Raw genomic sequence first — 16873 nt, 5'->3', positions numbered from 1 at the left:
TGATCAAGTAGTCGTGAAAGTCCGGAAGTTGAGGTGTTGAGGCGTTGGGGCCTTGAGGAGCTCAGGAGCTCAGGAGTTCAGGAGCTCAGGAGTTGAGAGCGGTGCCGTATGCCGGCGCCCCGGTCGTCGAGACGCCCGTCGTGCCCGGGCCGAAGCTCGTCGAGCCGGTGGCCGTGGGGCCGGTCGTCGTGCCGCGCAGGGACCAGACCGCGCCGTCGCCGGAGTTCTCGCCCGGCGCGGAGACGGACAGGTCGGCGCGGCGGTCGCCGGTGTGGTCGGTGAGCGTGACGCGCTCGCCGAAGCGGTCGCCCTGCTCGGAACCGCCGGGCACGCCCGCGGTGTTCTGGGTGTACGACGTCGCGCCCTTGGTGGTCAGGCCGGACGCCGAGCCGTACAGCACGGTGACGGCACCGGCGGCGGAGTTCTCGCCGGCGGTGCCCACAGCCAGGTCGGCGTAGCCGTCGCCGTTGACATCGCCGAGCGCGACGCCGCTGCCGAAGCGGTCGCCCTTCTCCGAGGCGCCGGGCACACCGGCGGTGTCCTGGGTGAGGAGGAGCGGCGCGCGGCTCGTGTCCCGGCCGTCCGGTCCGCCGTAGACGACCGTGACCTTGCCGCCGAGGGCGCCCGCCGGGTCGGCTGAGGTCTCGCGGTCGTTGCCGACGGCGATGTCCGCGTAGCCGTCCTTGTCGATGTCCGCTACGGCGGAGACGTAGCCGGCGGGCAGGTTCTGCAGCCAGTCGGTGTAGTTGCCGATCTCCAGGTCGGCCAGGGCGGTGACGGCGTCGTCGGTGCCGCCCGCGCGGCCGTGCAGGATCACCCGGGGGTGGCCGTCGCCGGTGACGTCGCCGGAGGACAGGTGGGTGATGCCGTACGACGTGGACCACATGTCCTTGCGCGAGCCCGAACCGCCGTTGTGTGCGCCGGTCCTGGTGATCGGGCCGGCGACGAGGGAGAGGGTGATCGGGCCCGTGGAGCCGACGGCCACGTCGGGGTCGCCGTCGTTGTCGAAGTCGCCCGCGGCCAGGGTCTGGCCGTAGCGGTCGTAGTCGGTGCTGAAGAAGCTGAACAGCGAACGGGCTCCGGACAGGCCGGACTTCGAGCCCCAGACGATGGTGACGGTGCCGTCGTTGGTGTCGCTGCCGTCCTCGCCGGGCGTGCCGATCAGCAGGTCGGCGTAGCCGTCGGTGTCGAGGTCCACGGAGGCGAGCGCGGAGCCGAAGGCGTCGTCGGCCTCGGCGGCACCCGGCATCCCGGCGGTGTCCTGGGTGAGGAGCGTGCGCGTCGAGCTCTTCGGCCCGCTCGTGCTGCCGTAGACGACGGACACGGCGCCCGCTTTCGCCTTCCCGGCGACCGTGGCGCCCGGGGCGCCGATCGCCAGGTCGGTGCGGCCGTCGCCGTTGAAGTCGTACGGGGCGGCGGCCGTGGCGGCGTGGGCGGCGGGTGCGGTGAGGGCGGCTGTGAGAGGGGTGAGGGCCGCCAGGAGGAGAGCGGCGCTGCGCAGACGCATGGGTTTCCTTGCCGGGTGAGGGAGCTGGCGGGACGTCACTGAGCGATGGCCCAGGCGAAGTCGGCGCCGCCCTTGAGGGAGACATCGCGGGCCGAGAGGAACGTCGACCCGGAGGTGGTCAGGCCGGAGGCGCTGCCGCGCAGGACGGTGACCGCGCCGTAGCCGTTCTCGTAGCCGGCGCCGCTGACCAGGTCGGCCTTGCCGTTCTTGTCCAGGTCGACCAGGCGCACCGTCATGCCGAAGGCGTCCATGGTCTCGTTGCTGCCGGGGACGCCGGCGGTGTCCTGGGAGTAGGACTTGGCGCCCTTGCCGCTCAGGCCGGAGGCCGAACCGAACAGGATGGTCACCGAGCCGGCGTCCTCGACCGTGCCGATGTCCTCGGCCCAGGCGCCGACCGCGATGTCGGCGTAGCCGTCGCCGTTGACGTCGCCCGCGCCGACCGCCGAGCCGAACAGGTCGCCGGACTCGCCGGAGCCGGGCACGCCCGCGGTGTCCTGGTGGATGACGGTCGGCGTCTGTGCCGGGTCGGGGCCGGTGGGGCCGCCGTACCAGACGGTGATCTGGCCGCCCTTGTGGCCGCCGGGCCTGGCCGGACTCGGGTCCTGGTAGTCGCCGAGGACGAGGTCGCCGTAGCCGTCGCCGTTGACGTCGGCGATGGTGCCCTTCTCGCCGTCGGCCTGGGGCAGGTAGGTGCGGGCGTACTTGGTGCCGGTCCAGCGGTGGTAGCTGATCTCGCCGCCCTCGTCGCCGTCGACGAGGAACGGGTACACGCGCTCGGCCGCGCCGTCGCCGCTCATGTCACCCGCGAACACCTCGTACGTCGACCCGAACTCGCCGATGCTGGTGTGGCTGGCGGGGCCGTTCGTACGGGTGAAGGGGCCCTTGTAGAGGCGGGTGCGGCTCTGGCCGGTGATCGTCACGTCCGTCGCGCCGTCACCGTCGAAGTCGCCGGTCGCGACGCCGGAGGAGAAGCCGCCCCACTCGGAGAGGGTGGACGGCTGGGGCAGGCCCCTGCCGCCGGACAGGCCGTTCTTGCCGCCCCAGATGACGGTGGCCGAGCCGACGCCGTCCCGGTCGCCGATGGCCTCGTACTGGGCGCCGACGACCAGGTCGGCGTAGCCGTCGCGGTCCAGGTCGCCGGCGGCGAGGCTGTGGCCGAAGCGGTCGCCGGACTCGGCGGCGCCCGGGACTCCGGCGGAGTTCTGCGTGATCACGGTCTTCCTCGCCGCCGACACGCCGGACGACGAGCCGTACAGCACGACGACGGCACCGGCGCTCTGCACCGAGCCGACATCGGCACTCATGGCGCCGATGGCGACGTCCCGGTAGCCGTCGCCGTTGAAGTCACCGGCGAGCCCGGAGGGCGCGGCGACGGCCGCGCCGACCGGGAGGGCGGTGGTGAGGAGGCCGGTGGTGAGGCCGGCGGCCAGGAGGAGAGTGCGGGTGCGCAAGGCGGGGCTCCGGGTGGGAGGGGTGAGGTGGGTGGGGTCGGGCCGGGGATTGAGAGCAGGGCCGTTCCCGGTGCGGAGGAGGGAGGGCGGGGTGCGGGGCGTGCGGCAGGTCAGGCGGTGCGGGCGAAGGCCCGGGGCGTCGGGGTCGTCCGGGAAGGGGGCGTGGCCCTGCCGGTCGTAGCCCTAGTGGTGCCGGTCGTAGCCGTGCCGGCGGTCGCGGGCATGAGTGACCCGCCCGTCGACCCGCCCGTCGACCCACCCGTCGGCGCGGCCGGGGCGGTGCCCGTCGCGAGGGCGGGGCGCGGGTGCGGACGCCCCTGCGGGCGTCGCCTGTGCTCGTGCTGAAGCTGGGGCTGGTGCATGCGGGAGTCTCCTGCGGCACGCGGGATGCCTGGCGGGCATCCACCGTCGATGAAGTGCCGGGTCCTTCCGTGTTCGCTGGTGGTTGTCCGGGCGTTCACGGGTGGTCGGCGATCAGGAGACCTGTGTGGGGACGTAAGGGTTGTACGTGAGTTCGGTTAATTCTTGAGGTGGAGGCGCCGGGTCATCCGGCCCGCACCGGCCGGTACCGCACGTCCACCACGGCCTTGCGGTCCTCCCCGACCAGCAGATCCAGCGGTACTCGACACCTGGGAGCGCGGGGTCACCGAGGATGTCATCGAGCGGATCGAGCGCGACGGGGGCGACGCCCGCGAGCGGCTCGGGCGTCTCTTCGACTTCGTGGGGTCGGGCGAGACACGCGTGACCAGCGCCGGGGTCGAGCTCGCGATCCGCGACTGGGCCCGGCGCGACGAAGGCGTCGCGCGGTGCCTCCGCCGGGCCGACAACCGGCGCATGGACTATCTGCGCGAGCTCTACGGGGCCTTCTGTCCCGACGAGGGCGATGTCGAGGCCCGCTGCCTGATCACCTTCTCGCTGCGCATCGGCGACCATCTCATCGCAGCCGACAACGGCCCGCGCAGCCGCACGGAAGTCCTCGCCGCGGTCAGGAACCGGTTGTTGGGCTGAGCGGTCTTCATCGAGGAACGCTCGAGTCTGCCGGAGTTGGTCATTGCCCCGCCCCAGCCCGCCGCCGATGACGTCCTGTTGGCTCCGGAGCATCCACCCTGAGACCGAGGGGCCGCTCCTGCTGCGGGCGGACGACCGGGGTGGGACGCGTTTGGGAAGCTGTCGATCATGACGAGCGCTTTACCGCCGGGCCCCGACGGCCTCCCCTATCACCGCCTGGGCCACCTCACGGGCCGTCACCGCTGGTGGCGGCCCTTGGTCGGCACTCTGCTGTTCGTTGGCGCCTATCTCATCCTCAGCCTCCTGCTGCTCGCCCTCGCCTACGTCTTCGGGGAGCTCGCCGGAAGCCCCGAACTTCCCGATGGCGGACCCGACTTCGGTCCGCTGAGCAACACCGCACTGGACCTGACGTACATCGCGATCGCCCTGCCGCTGGTTCTGCTGGCCGTGTTGTGGCCGGGGCGGCGGCCGGCCGGGACGTTGTCGTCGGTTGCCGGACGGCCGCGGTGGCGCTGGCTGGGTTGGTGTCTGCTGGCCGCGGTGCTCCCCGTGGCCGTGCTGACGGGGACCGCTTTCCTCCTGCCCGAGGGCGAGACCGGCTCGGGGGAGTCCGAGGTGTGGGTGGGCTGGGGGTCGTTCCTCACGTCCCTGGGCGTGCTGGCCGTCTTCGTCCCGGTGCAGGCCGCAGCCGAGGAGTACGTCTTCCGGGGCTGGCTGACGCAGGCGGTCGGTGCCTTCGTCCGGTCTCCCTGGTTCGCGGTGCTCCCGCAGGCCGTGCTGTTCGCCGCCGCCCACGGCTGGGGCACCACGTGGGGTTTCATCGGCCTGCTGGTCTTCGGTGTGGTGGCGGGCTGGCTGACCATCCGTACCGGTGGGCTGGAGGCAGCCGTCGCGCTGCACGTCCTGAACAACCTGGTGGCCTTCGGCACCCTCGCCGCGGTCGTCGACGGTCTGACCTCCGACGAGACCGCGGCCGATTCGCCCTGGCCACTCGCCCTCGCGGACGTGGCGACGACCCTGATGTACGCGGCGCTCGTGCTGTGGCTCGCCCGACGCCACCACCCGCAGCGCCTCGCCCCGCCGGCGCCTCCGCCCGCTCCGCACCCGCCGTACGGCTCGCACCCGCCGTACGCCATGCCGTACGGGGCCATGCCCGGCCAGACCTACGGAGCCATGCCCGGCCAACCCTACGGAGCCATGCCCGGCCACCCCTACGGCCTGCCGGGCGGCGTCACCCCACCGGGAACCGGTACCGCACCTCACGGAGACGTGCCGCCCGCTCCAGGGCCGTAGCCTCCGGACAACCAACCCGGTCCCGCCCCGTTGCCGAGGCGGGACCACGGTTCTACGGCGCGGGATCGAACGTCACGCTGGTGTCGGGGCAGTCCTGCGCGATTCGGGTGAGTGCCCCGAACTCGACGGTGTCGACGGTGAGGCCCCAGCGGAGCTTGGTCCCGACCCACTCCGAGATGTACCGGCACGTGACGCCGGCGGCCGGCGGCAGCCACTCGGCCGGATCCTTGTCGGCCTTGCTGCGGTTCGAGGCCGCGGTGACCGCGATGAGGGAGGTCAGGGCGTCGAGGTCGTTGGCGTACGCCTCACGCCGCTGGGCAGTCCATTGCGATGCCCCGGAATCCCAGGCCTCGGCGAGCGGCACCATGTGGTCGACGTCCAGGCCGGAGGCCTCGGTCACCCACCTGGCGTCGTAGTACGACCACCACCGCCCTCCGGAGAGCTTGCAGCCGGCCAGGACCTGGGGCGGGTCGACCGCCTCGGAGATGAGCACCTCCGCTCGCGTGTTGCAGCCGTCGGCGGGGTTCTGGCCCGCGTTCCAGTGCCGGAAGCTCGTGCGCTGGTAACCCTCCCGCACCTCCTCCGCGAGGGGGAGGACGCCGACCGCGGTCGCCATCGGGAGTGTGCGCGGCTCGGCGGCCCGGGCGTGCGCCTGGGCCGGAGTGGATGCCAGAAGGGGAAGGACAACGAGTGCGGCCGCGAGCGCGGCACGTCTGAGGTTTTTGATCACGCATCGCAGAATCGATTGCGTGTACCTCGTTCGAGGGGCTCGACTCGAACGAATGAGCCATATGGCTGCGTGGGTTCACCGGGCAGGTGTTCTACGAAACACCCTAAGGAGTGATGTGGGGGAGTAGCGGGTCGGCGAGTACGGATGAACGACGACGTCCCCCGCTGTTCTTCCACAGCGGGGGACGTGCGTGGGGACAACCGTGAGCGGCGCTACTTCACCGGCTCCGGCTCCGGCGCGTTCTCCGAGTCCGACGTGCCCGCCGGCGGCTCGCCGCCGTCGTTGTCGTCGTCACCGTCGGAGCCCTCCGCGGGGACCGGTGTCTTGACGGAGTCCAGCAGGAGCTGGGCCACGTCCACGACGGTGATCGACTCCTTGGCCTTGCCGTCGTTCTTCTTGCCGTTCACGGAGTCCGTGAGCATGACGAGGCAGAACGGGCAGGCCGTGGAGACGATGTCGGGGTTCACCGACAGCGCCTCGTCGACGCGCTCGTTGTTGATGCGCTTGCCGATGCGCTCTTCCATCCACATCCGGGCGCCACCCGCACCGCAGCAGAAGCCCCGCTCCTTGTGGCGGTGCATCTCCTCGTTGCGGATGCCCGGGACGCTGGCGATGATCTCGCGCGGGGGCGTGTAGATCTTGTTGTGGCGGCCCAGGTAGCACGGGTCGTGGTACGTGATGATGCCCTCGACCGGCGTGACCGGGATCAGCTTGCCCTCGTCGACGAGGTGCTGGAGCAGCTGGGTGTGGTGGATGACCTCGTAGTCGCCGCCGAGCTGCGGGTACTCGTTGCCGAGCGTGTTGAGGCAGTGCGGGCAGGTCGCGACGATCTTCTTCGCGGACTTGGGCTTCGCCGACTCGGGCGTCACCTTGCCGTCGTCGTCCATCTCCTCGCCGAACGCCATGTTCAGTGCCATGACGTTCTCCATGCCGAGTTCCTGGAACAGCGGCTCGTTGCCCAGGCGGCGGGCGGAGTCACCCGTGCACTTCTCGTCACCGCCCATGATGGCGAACTTGACGCCCGCGATGTTCAGCAGCTCGGCGAAGGCCTTCGTCGTCTTCTTCGCGCGGTCCTCAAGGGCGCCCGCGCAGCCGACCCAGTACAGGTACTCGACCTCGGACAGGTCCTCGATGTCCTTGCCGACGACCGGGACCTCGAAGTCGAGCTCCTTCAGCCACTCCAGGCGCTGCTTCTTCGCCAGGCCCCAGGGGTTGCCCTTCTTCTCCAGGTTCTTGAGCATCGTGCCCGCCTCGGACGGGAACGAGCTCTCGATCATCACCTGGTAGCGGCGCATGTCGACGATGTGGTCGACGTGCTCGATGTCCACCGGGCACTGCTCGACGCAGGCGCCGCAGGTGGTGCAGGACCACAGGACGTCCGGGTCGATGACGCCGTTCTCCTCCAGCGTGCCGACCAGGGGGCGCTCGGCCTCCGCCAGGGCGGCGGCAGGCACACCGGCCAGCTGCTCCTCGGACGCCTTCTCCTCGCCCTCCATCGTCTTGCCGCCGCCGGCCAGCAGGTACGGCGCCTTGGCGTGCGCGTGGTCCCGCAGGGACATGATCAGCAGCTTGGGGGAGAGGGGCTTGCCCGTGTTCCACGCGGGGCACTGCGACTGGCAGCGGCCGCACTCGGTGCAGGTGGAGAAGTCCAGCAGGCCCTTCCAGGAGTACTGCTCGACCTGGGAGACGCCGAAGACGTCGTCGTCGCCCGGGTCGGTGAAGTCGATCGGCTTGCCGCCGGACGTCATCGGCTGCAGGGCACCGAGGGCCGTGCCGCCCGTCGCCTCGCGCTTGAACCAGATGTTCGGGAACGCCAGGAAGCGGTGCCAGGCGACACCCATGTTGGTGTTCAGGCTGACCGTGATCATCCAGATCATGGTCGTGCCCAGCTTGATCATCGCGAAGAAGTAGACGAGGTTCTGCAGCGCGGCGACGCTCAGGCCCTTGAAGGCCAGGACCAGCGGGTACGAGGCGAAGTACGCGGCCTCGTATCCCTCCACGTGGTGCAGCGCGCCCTCGAGGCCGCGCAGCACGTAGATCGCCAGGCCGATGGTGAGGATGACGTACTCGACGAAGTACGCCTGGCCCATCTTCGAACCGGTGAAGCGGGACTTGCGGCCCGGGCGCGACGGCAGGTTCAGCAGGCGGATGACCATCAGCGTGGCGATGCCCACGGTCGTCATCGCGGCGATGAACTCGATGTAGAGCTCATAGGGGAGGAAGCCGCCGATGACCGGCAGCGTCCAGGCGGCCTGGAACAGCTGGCCGTACGCGGTGATGATCGTCGGCGGCAGCGTCAGGAAGCCGATCGCGACGAACCAGTGGGCGATACCGACGATGCCCCACCGGTTCATGCGCGTGTGCCCGAGGAACTCCTTCACCAGGGTCACGCTGCGCTGGTAGGGATTGTCGGTCCGGGCACCGGCGGGGACCGGCTGGCCGAGCTTGAAGTACCGGACGAACTGGCCGATCGCGCGTGCGAGCAGCGCGACGCCGACCACGGTCAGAACCAGCGACACGATGATCGCGGCGAGTTGCATGGGGGCTCCTCGGGCCTGCGAGGTTTCTGTCGGGGACTCTCCGTCGCGAAGGGTTCCCGAGATTACTAAGCGGTAACTTATGCAGTCCGTTTGAGACTACCCCTATCCTCCGCCGCACTGTAGCCGGGTGGGGGGTGATCTGAATCGCTGAGGGTTGCCTCAGATCCGGTCGTGATCCGGTCGTGTTAGTCGTACCGAATTGTCATAGTCCCGCCTAACTTATATCCGTGCTCTACGGGATCACTGCCGCCGCCATCGCCCTCCTGCTCACCGCCCTGCTCGCGGCCCTCCTCAGGGCGCCCGCACGGTGGTCGCGTCTGGTCGACCGGCGGCGGCAGCGCGAGGTGCCGCTGTCCGGTGGTGTGGCCGTCGTGGTGGTCACCGGCGCGGTGGTGTGCGCCTACGGCTGGGTGGAGGGTGTGCCGACCGGGGGCGAGGTGCGGGAACTGCTCGTCGCCGGGGGCGTGGTGGCCCTGCTCGGACTGGTCGACGACGTGTGGCGGCTGCGGCGGCGGGTGCTCTTCGCCGGTACGGCCGCGGCGGCCGCGTGCGTCGTGCCGTACGGGGAGACGGGGGTGGGGACCGGGCTGCTGGCCGTCGTGTGGGTCGCGGGTCTGACCCTCGGGTTCCGGGGGGTCGATCACGCCGACGGGCTCGCCGGGACCGTGGGGGTCGTGACCGCCTTCGGGGTGGGGGTCTGTGCGGCGGTCGAGGTGATGGACGGGATCGCGGTGCTGATGAGCGTGCTGGCCGCCGCGCTGACCGGGTTTCTCATGCACAACTGGCACCCCGCCCGGGTCGCGCTCGGCGCGTGCGGGTCCATGTCCGCGGGGTTCGTGATCGCCATGGGGACCGTGTACGCGCGGGCCGGGTTCGGGCTCGGGGAGAGCGCGGGGGTGCTGTTCGCGCTGACCGCCCTGGTGTGCGCCGACGCCGGGCTGGTGCTGCTGTCGCGGCGGATGGCCGGGCGGGCCGTTCTGCGCAGCGGCCCCGACCATCTCGCGCACCGGCTGCGGCGGCTCGGGCTGACCGCGCCGGGGGCGAGTCTGCTGCTGGGGGCCGGGGCGTTGTCCGGGGTGGCCGTCGGGGTACTCGTGCACGCCGGCTGGGTCGGCAACGACGCGCTGTGGTGGGTGGCGGGCACGGCGCTCGTCGTCGTCCTCGCTGTGTCACGCGTCTCGGTGTATGCCTCCCGTGACCCTCGGCGTGTGATGTCGCCGCAGGTCAGAGCCCCGTTGCGTGTAAGGAACGGATAAGACTTGAGTCCGGTCGACTCAGCTCTGTTGACCGGTTGGGGGCCGTCGTGCACACTTGAGTCCGTTCCACTCAAGTCAGCTGGAGGAATCAACCATGGCACGTGCGGTCGGCATCGACCTGGGCACGACTAACTCCGTCGTCAGCGTTCTGGAGGGCGGCGAGCCCACCGTCATCACCAACGCCGAGGGCGCCAGGACCACGCCGTCCGTCGTCGCCTTCGCCAAGAACGGTGAAGTGCTCGTCGGAGAGGTGGCCAAGCGCCAGGCGGTCACGAACGTGGACCGGACCATCCGCTCCGTCAAGCGGCACATGGGCACGGACTGGAAGATCGAGCTCGACGGGAAGCCCTTCAACCCGCAGCAGATCAGCGCCTTCGTGCTGCAGAAGCTGAAGCGGGACGCCGAGTCCTACCTGGGCGAGAAGGTGACCGACGCGGTCATCACCGTCCCGGCGTACTTCAACGACTCCGAGCGCCAGGCCACGAAGGAGGCCGGCGAGATCGCCGGCCTGAACGTGCTGCGCATCGTCAACGAGCCCACCGCGGCCGCCCTGGCGTACGGCCTCGACAAGGACGACCAGACCATCCTGGTCTTCGACCTCGGTGGCGGTACGTTCGACGTCTCGCTGCTGGAGATCGGCGACGGAGTCGTCGAGGTGAAGGCCACCAACGGTGACAACCACCTCGGTGGTGACGACTGGGACCAGCGCATCGTCGACTACCTGGTCCAGCAGTTCCAGTCCGGCCACGGCGTGGACCTGGGCAAGGACAAGATGGCCCTGCAGCGTCTGCGCGAGGCCGCCGAGAAGGCGAAGATCGAGCTGTCCTCGTCCACCGAGACCTCGATCAACCTGCCCTACATCACCGCCTCCGCCGAGGGCCCCCTGCACCTCGACGAGAAGCTCACCCGCGCCCAGTTCCAGCAGCTGACCGCGGACCTGCTGGAGCGCTGCAAGACGCCGTTCCACAACGTCATCAAGGACGCCGGGATCAACCTCTCCGAGATCGACCACGTCGTTCTCGTCGGTGGCTCCACGCGTATGCCGGCCGTCGCCGAACTGGTCAAGGACCTGACCGGCGGCAAGGACGCCAACAAGGGCGTCAACCCGGACGAGGTCGTCGCCATCGGCGCCGCCCTGCAGGCCGGTGTCCTCAAGGGCGAGGTCAAGGACGTCCTGCTCCTCGACGTCACCCCGCTGTCCCTCGGTATCGAGACCAAGGGCGGCATCATGACCAAGCTCATCGAGCGGAACACGACGATCCCGACCAAGCGGTCCGAGATCTTCACCACCGCCGAGGACAACCAGCCCTCCGTGCAGATCCAGGTCTACCAGGGCGAGCGCGAGATCGCGGCGTACAACAAGAAGCTCGGGATGTTCGAGCTGACCGGTCTGCCCCCGGCGCCGCGCGGCGTCCCGCAGATCGAGGTGTCCTTCGACATCGACGCCAACGGCATCATGCACGTCACGGCGAAGGACCTCGGCACCGGCAAGGAGCAGAAGATGACCGTCACCGGCGGCTCCTCGCTGCCGAAGGACGAGGTCGACCGCATGCGCCAGGAGGCCGAGCAGTACGCGGAGGAGGACCACAAGCGCCGCGAGGCCGCCGAGTCCCGCAACCAGGGCGAGCAGCTCGTCTACCAGACCGAGAAGTTCCTCAAGGACAACGAGGACAAGGTCCCGGGCGAGATCAAGACCGAGGTCGAAGAGGCCGTCAATGAGCTGAAGGAAAAGCTCAAGGGCGAGGACTCGGCCGAGATCCGCACCGCCACGGAGAAGGTCGCGGCCGTCTCGCAGAAGCTCGGCCAGGCCATGTACGCCGACGCGAACGCCGCGCAGGCCGACGGCGCCTCCGCCGGAGCCGGCGCGGGTGCCGGTGCCGGTGACGCCAAGGCCGACGACGACGTCGTCGACGCCGAGATCGTCGACGAGGACCGGAAGGATGGTGCCGCGTGACGGAGGAGACCCCGGGCTTCGACGAGCAGCAGCCCGACGTCCCTTCCGGCGCCACCTCCGATGACGCCGAGCCGAAGGCCGCCTCCTCCTCCGAGGAGGGGGCGGCCCCGGCCGGGGACACGGGCCAGGACGTGGCCCTGGTGGCCCAGCTGGACCAGGCCCGCACGGCGCTCAACGAGCGCACGGCGGACCTCCAGCGCCTCCAGGCCGAGTTCCAGAACTACCGCCGCCGGGTCGAGCGCGACCGGATCGCGGTCAAGGAGATCGCCATCGCGAACCTCCTGACCGAGCTCCTGCCCGTGCTCGACGACATCGGCCGCGCGCGTGAACACGGCGAACTGGTCGGCGGCTTCAAGTCCGTCGCCGAGTCGCTGGAGAGCACCGCGGCGAAGATGGGCCTGCAGCAGTTCGGCAAGGAGGGCGAGCCCTTCGACCCGACGATCCACGAAGCCCTGATGCACAGCTACGCACCCGACGTCACCGAGACGACGTGCGTGGCGATTCTGCAGCCCGGGTACCGGATCGGCGAGCGCACCATCCGCCCCGCGCGGGTGGCGGTGGCCGAACCCCAGCCGGGGGCACAGACGGTCAAGGCGGACGAGTCCGCCGACGCCGACGACAAGGAGAGCGGTGGCCCGGACGAGGGCTGACGTCATAACGGACGACAGGAAGGAGGGGCGTCGAGGATGAGCACCAAGGACTTCATCGAGAAGGACTACTACAAGGTCCTCGGCGTCCCCAAGGACGCCACCGAGGCCGAGATCAAGAAGGCGTACCGGAAGCTCGCCCGCGAGAACCACCCGGACGCCAACAAGGGAAACGTCAAGGCGGAGGAGCGCTTCAAGGAGATCTCCGAGGCCAACGACATTCTCGGCGACCCCAAGAAGCGCAAGGAGTACGACGAGGCACGCGCCCTCTTCGGCAACGGCGGCTTCCGGCCGGGGCCCGGCGGGGGCGGCGGCAACTTCAACTTCGACCTGGGCGACCTCTTCGGAGGCGGCCCCCAGGGCGGAGGACAGGGAGCCGGCGGCTTCGGCGGCGGCATCGGTGACGTCTTCGGGGGCCTGTTCAACCGCGGCGGTGCGGGCGCGGGGACGCGCACGCACCCGCGGCGCGGCCAGGACATCGAGTCCGAGGTCACGCTCAGCTTCACCGAGGCGATCGAGGGCGCGACGGTCCCGCTGCGCATGTCCTCGCAGTCACCCTGCAAGGCCTGCTCGGGCACCGGCGACAAGAACGGCACACCGCGTGTGTGCCCGACCTGCGTCGGCACCGGGCAGGTCGCCCGGGGCAGCGGCGGGGGCTTCTCGCTCACCGACCCCTGCCCGGACTGCAAGGGCCGCGGCCTGATCGCGGAGCACGCCTGCGAGGTCTGCAAGGGCAGCGGCCGGGCCAAGTCCTCGCGGACCATGCAGGTGCGCATCCCCGCGGGCGTCAGCGACGGCCAGCGGATCCGGCTGCGCGGCAAGGGAGCACCCGGTGAGCGGGGCGGCCCGGCGGGCGACCTGTACGTGGTCGTGCACGTCGACTCCCACCCGGTGTTCGGCCGCAAGGACGACAACCTCACCGTCACCGTCCCGGTGACCTTCGCCGAGGCGGCCCTCGGCGGCGAGGTCCGGGTGCCGACGCTGGGCGGCCCGCCCGTCACGCTGAAGCTGCCGCCGGGCACGCCCAACGGCCGCACCATGCGCGCCCGGGGCAAGGGCGCGGTGCGCAAGGACGGCACCCGCGGGGACCTTCTGGTCACCGTCGAGGTGAGTGTTCCGCAGGACCTGACGGGGAAGGCTCGTGACGCGCTCGAGGCGTATCGCGAGGCGACCTCGGGTGAGGATCCACGGGCGGATCTGTTCCAGGCCGCGAAGGGAGCATGAGTCAGATGGACGGTCGTCGGCGCAATCCGTATGAACTGACCGAGGAAACCCCGGTCTACGTCATCTCGGTGGCGGCCCAGCTGTCCGGCCTGCACCCCCAGACCCTGCGCCAGTACGACCGCCTGGGCCTGGTGTCCCCCGACCGCACCGCCGGCCGGGGCCGGCGCTACTCGGCCCGCGACATCCAACTGCTCCGTCAGGTGCAGCAGTTGTCGCAGGACGAGGGCATCAACCTCGCCGGCATCAAGCGCATCATCGAACTGGAGAACCAGGTCGCCGCGCTCCAGGCCCGTGCGGCCGAACTGGAGAACGCCCTCGACGGCGCGGCGGCGGCGATGCGCCAGCGCGAGGCGGCGGTGCACGCGTCGTACCGCCGTGACCTCGTGCCGTACCAGGAGGTCCAGCAGAGCAGCGCGCTGGTGGTGTGGCGGCCGAAGCGGCAGCAGCAGTCGGACTGACGCATGCGTGCGTGAACGAACGCGAAAGGGGCCGGGAGGCAACTCCCGGCCCCTTTCGTGCGCCTTGGCCCGATTTCGCTGGGTCTCCCGTCGATGGGTGGTCCGTGCAGGTACCTTGGAGATGGTTCCGCAGAGTCTTCACAACGCTTGCGGAGCGTGGTGTTGTCATCTCGTTAAGTGCTTCCGCTTGACGCTGAGGGCCGCGTCCGCGTTGGCTTTTCAGTCACATGGGCCACAAAGCTGTGCCCACGTCCGAATCACACGCGAAGTGAGCTCCCGACATGCGTCGTCGTATCTCCATATCCGTGGCCGCGGCCGCGATGTCCGTCACGCTCGCCGGCTGCGGCGCGCTCAACGCGACGGGGAGCAGTGACGACGCGAGCCCGGCCAAGGGCAACGACATCACGGTGGGCCTGTTGCTCCCGGAGAAGGCGAACACCCGGTACGAGAACTTCGACTACCCGATCATCAAGACGAAGGTCGAGTCCCTCACCAACAACAAGGGCCGCGTCGAGTACGCCAACGCCGAGGCGGACGCCGACACGCAGGCGGGCCAGCTGCAGAAGATGATCGACGACCGGGTCGACGTGATCCTGCTGGACGCGGTCGACTCGCAGGCGATCGCGAGCGGCGTCAAGAAGGCCAAGGACGCGGGCATCCCGGTCATCGCCTACGACCGGCTGGCCGAGGGGCCCATCGAGGCGTACATCTCCTTCGACAACGAGCTGGTCGGCGAGGTCCAGGGGCGCACCCTGCTGGAGGCCATCGGCGAGGACGCGAGCCTCTCCGACAAGATCGTCATGATGAACGGCTCGTCGACCGACCCGAACGCCAAGCAGTTCAAGGCGGGTGCGATGTCCGAGCTGAACGGCAAGGTGACGATCGCGCAGTCCTTCGACACGAAGGACTGGAAGCCGGAGAACGCGCAGGCCAACATGGCCGAGGCGATCCAGGCGATCGGCAAGGACGACATCGCCGCCGTCTACTCCGCCAACGACGGTATGGCCGGCGGCATCGTCAAGGCGCTGGAGGCCGCGGGCGTGACCGACCTGCCGCCGATCACCGGGCAGGACGCGGAGCTCCAGGCGGTGCAGCGGATCATCGCGGGCGAGCAGTACATGAGCGTGTACAAGTCCTACCCGCAGGAGGCCGAGAACGCCGCGGAGATGGCCGTGGCCAAGGTCCAGGGCCGGGACATCCAGTTCGCCGCCCTCACCCGCGACAAGGTCGACAGCCCCACCCACAAGGGCATCCCGGCCCAGCTGGTGCCCGTGGTCGCGCTGACGAAGGGGAACATCGAGGACACGGTGGTCGCGGACGACATCTACAAGCTGTCGGACATCTGCACGGCCAAGTACCGGGCGGCGTGCGAGGCGATCGGCCTGAAGTGAGCCGGTGAGGGGCGGCCTCGCGCGCACGAAGCCGCTCAGCCCCGCTGGGCCGCCTCGCGCTCGGGCCCTCTCGGTGTGCCGGCCCGGCCCGGCCGTCCGGCCAGGGTGATCGCCCGGAGCAGCCACTCGGCGGGCCCGTGCCGGTGACGCCGTGTCCACGCCGTGCTGAGAGCGAGCTGCAGCGCGTATACGGCGCCCGCGAGCAGCAGCACGGCGGCCGGCCCCACCTGCCCGTAGAGGGACAGTCCGTACGCCGTGGCCACGAACATCGTGATCAGGGACTGCCCGAGGTAGTTCGTGAGCGCCAGGCGCCCCGCCGGGACGAACAGCCGCCGCACCCGGTCTCCCCACGACGAGTGCAGGAGGAGCAGCAAGAGGCAGGCGTAGGCGGCCGACAGGGCGGGTGCCGTCAGCATGCCCACGCCGATGCCCAGGAGTTGCCACCGGGCCTCCAGCGGACCGTCCGCCGCGGAGGCGAAGAAGAGGGCACCTGGGATTCCGACGGACAGTCCGACGGCCGTGATCCGCAGCAGTCGAGGGCGGTCCGCTCCGCCGGATGCGAGCAGGCGCCGCTTCCCCGCGGCCAGACCGAGGAGAAACGCGCCGAGCACGCCCGGGGCCATGAGGAGGGAACCGAGGAGCGCCTCGGGCAGCCGGTCCAGGTTCTCCTGGACGACGGTGCCGGGACTGCCGCGGTAGGCGGCCACGGGCTGCGCGATCCGCTGGTGTGACGCGGGCTCCTCGTCGTCCACCTGGGTGGCCAGCGCCCCCAGTCCGGTGAGGACGACGACGTAGACGCCGTAGATCCAGGCGGCGGCCTTCACGGCGGTGGCCGGTCCGATCCGGCGAGCGCACAGCAGGATCAGGCCGAGGAGGCCGTAGGTCAGCAGGATGTCGCCGCTGTACAGCACGACCGCGTGCGCCAGCCCGAGCAGCACCAGGCCGAGGGACCGGCGCAGAAAGCGCGCGGTGGCGTTTCCTCCGTCCCGCTCGGCGGAGGCCTGCTGCAGGGTGAAGCTGTAGCCGAACAGGAACGAGAACAACAGGTAGAACTTGAAGGTCGCCAGCGCCGTCACCAGCCAGACGGCGGCCTGGTCCCACAGGGGCGCCCCCGGCCGGCGGATCCCCTCGACGACGTAAGGGTCCATCATCTGGGCGCTGTTGACCACCAGGATGCCCAGCAGGGCGAAACCCCGCAGCGCGTCGACAGCGGGCAGACGCCGGGGGTCCACCCCGGTGTTGATGGTCACGGGTCCTCCGAGGTGTCCGTAGCCGGGCCTGGTCGGGACCCGCCATCACAGAGGGTCACACGTCGGCCGCACCCGCACCACCCCCTCCTGTTTCAGCAGCCCATGAGGGGGTGAATTCGGCGGCAGAACGGCCGGAAAAGGGCCGTGGGTGCGGGGGAGCCGTG

13 protein-coding genes are annotated in these 16873 nt (G+C 70.3%); 8 read left to right on the top strand and 5 right to left on the bottom strand.

What is annotated here, in order from left to right:
* Positions 1-85: 85 nt before the first annotated feature.
* Positions 86-1507 (bottom strand): FG-GAP-like repeat-containing protein, encoded by a 1422-nt coding sequence (locus OG542_RS18925; protein WP_328412382.1) that lies wholly within the window; start codon positions 1505-1507, stop codon positions 86-88.
* Positions 1508-1542: 35 nt separating this feature from the next.
* Positions 1543-2958, bottom strand: coding sequence for an FG-GAP and VCBS repeat-containing protein (locus OG542_RS18920; protein ID WP_328412380.1), 1416 nt, complete (start codon positions 2956-2958; stop codon positions 1543-1545).
* Positions 2959-3483: 525 nt separating this feature from the next.
* Here OG542_RS18920 and OG542_RS18915 point away from each other — a divergent pair.
* Together OG542_RS18915 and OG542_RS18910 are read left to right on the top strand one after the other, a co-directional pair.
* Complete coding sequence (locus OG542_RS18915) at positions 3484-3966, top strand: TetR/AcrR family transcriptional regulator (protein ID WP_328412378.1); 483 nt, start codon at positions 3484-3486, stop codon at positions 3964-3966.
* A gap of 168 nt (positions 3967-4134) precedes the next feature.
* Entirely contained in the window at positions 4135-5259 is a 1125-nt protein-coding gene (locus OG542_RS18910; RefSeq protein ID WP_328412376.1) for a CPBP family intramembrane glutamic endopeptidase, read from the top strand.
* A 52-nt stretch (positions 5260-5311) separates the two neighbouring features.
* On the opposite strand, the gene OG542_RS18905 is transcribed toward OG542_RS18910, so the two are convergent.
* Both OG542_RS18905 and OG542_RS18900 read right to left on the bottom strand, forming a co-directional pair.
* Positions 5312-5989, bottom strand: a complete 678-nt coding sequence (locus OG542_RS18905; protein WP_328412374.1) for an HNH endonuclease family protein — start codon at positions 5987-5989, stop codon at positions 5312-5314.
* 212 nt (positions 5990-6201) lie between these two features.
* The gene (locus OG542_RS18900; RefSeq protein WP_328412372.1) at positions 6202-8529 is read right to left on the bottom strand and encodes a heterodisulfide reductase-related iron-sulfur binding cluster; all 2328 of its coding nucleotides are present in this window, start codon (positions 8527-8529) and stop codon (positions 6202-6204) included.
* A 227-nt stretch (positions 8530-8756) separates the two neighbouring features.
* Between OG542_RS18900 and OG542_RS18895 the strand changes: the two genes are divergently transcribed.
* From OG542_RS18895 to OG542_RS18870, 6 genes are all read left to right on the top strand, one after another.
* The gene (locus OG542_RS18895; protein ID WP_311126898.1) at positions 8757-9785 is read left to right on the top strand and encodes an MraY family glycosyltransferase; all 1029 of its coding nucleotides are present in this window, start codon (positions 8757-8759) and stop codon (positions 9783-9785) included.
* A 94-nt stretch (positions 9786-9879) separates the two neighbouring features.
* A complete protein-coding gene (gene dnaK, locus OG542_RS18890; RefSeq protein ID WP_328412370.1) occupies positions 9880-11739 on the top strand; it encodes a molecular chaperone DnaK in 1860 nt (619 codons plus the stop codon).
* On the top strand, positions 11736-12389 hold the full coding sequence (gene grpE / locus OG542_RS18885; RefSeq protein ID WP_311126900.1) for a nucleotide exchange factor GrpE: 654 nt from the start codon (positions 11736-11738) through the stop codon (positions 12387-12389). Before dnaK ends, grpE begins: the two co-directional genes overlap by 4 nt.
* A 36-nt stretch (positions 12390-12425) precedes the next feature.
* On the top strand, positions 12426-13610 hold the full coding sequence (gene dnaJ / locus OG542_RS18880; protein WP_193479454.1) for a molecular chaperone DnaJ: 1185 nt from the start codon (positions 12426-12428) through the stop codon (positions 13608-13610).
* Positions 13611-13615: 5 nt separating this feature from the next.
* The gene (locus OG542_RS18875; protein WP_184594941.1) at positions 13616-14068 is read left to right on the top strand and encodes a heat shock protein transcriptional repressor HspR; all 453 of its coding nucleotides are present in this window, start codon (positions 13616-13618) and stop codon (positions 14066-14068) included.
* A gap of 281 nt (positions 14069-14349) precedes the next feature.
* On the top strand, positions 14350-15459 hold the full coding sequence (locus OG542_RS18870) for a sugar ABC transporter substrate-binding protein (protein WP_311126901.1): 1110 nt from the start codon (positions 14350-14352) through the stop codon (positions 15457-15459).
* A 35-nt stretch (positions 15460-15494) separates the two neighbouring features.
* Here the strand turns inward: OG542_RS18870 and OG542_RS18865 are convergent, their stop codons facing one another.
* Complete coding sequence (locus OG542_RS18865) at positions 15495-16709, bottom strand: DUF418 domain-containing protein (RefSeq protein WP_328412365.1); 1215 nt, start codon at positions 16707-16709, stop codon at positions 15495-15497.
* Positions 16710-16873: the final 164 nt, after the last annotated feature.

Source organism: Streptomyces violaceus (assembly GCF_036014075.1).
Taxonomy (GTDB): Bacteria; Actinomycetota; Actinomycetes; order Streptomycetales; family Streptomycetaceae; genus Streptomyces; species Streptomyces violaceus.
Note: the sequence above shows the minus strand (reverse complement) of the source record. Positions and strands in the feature narration are given on the sequence as shown.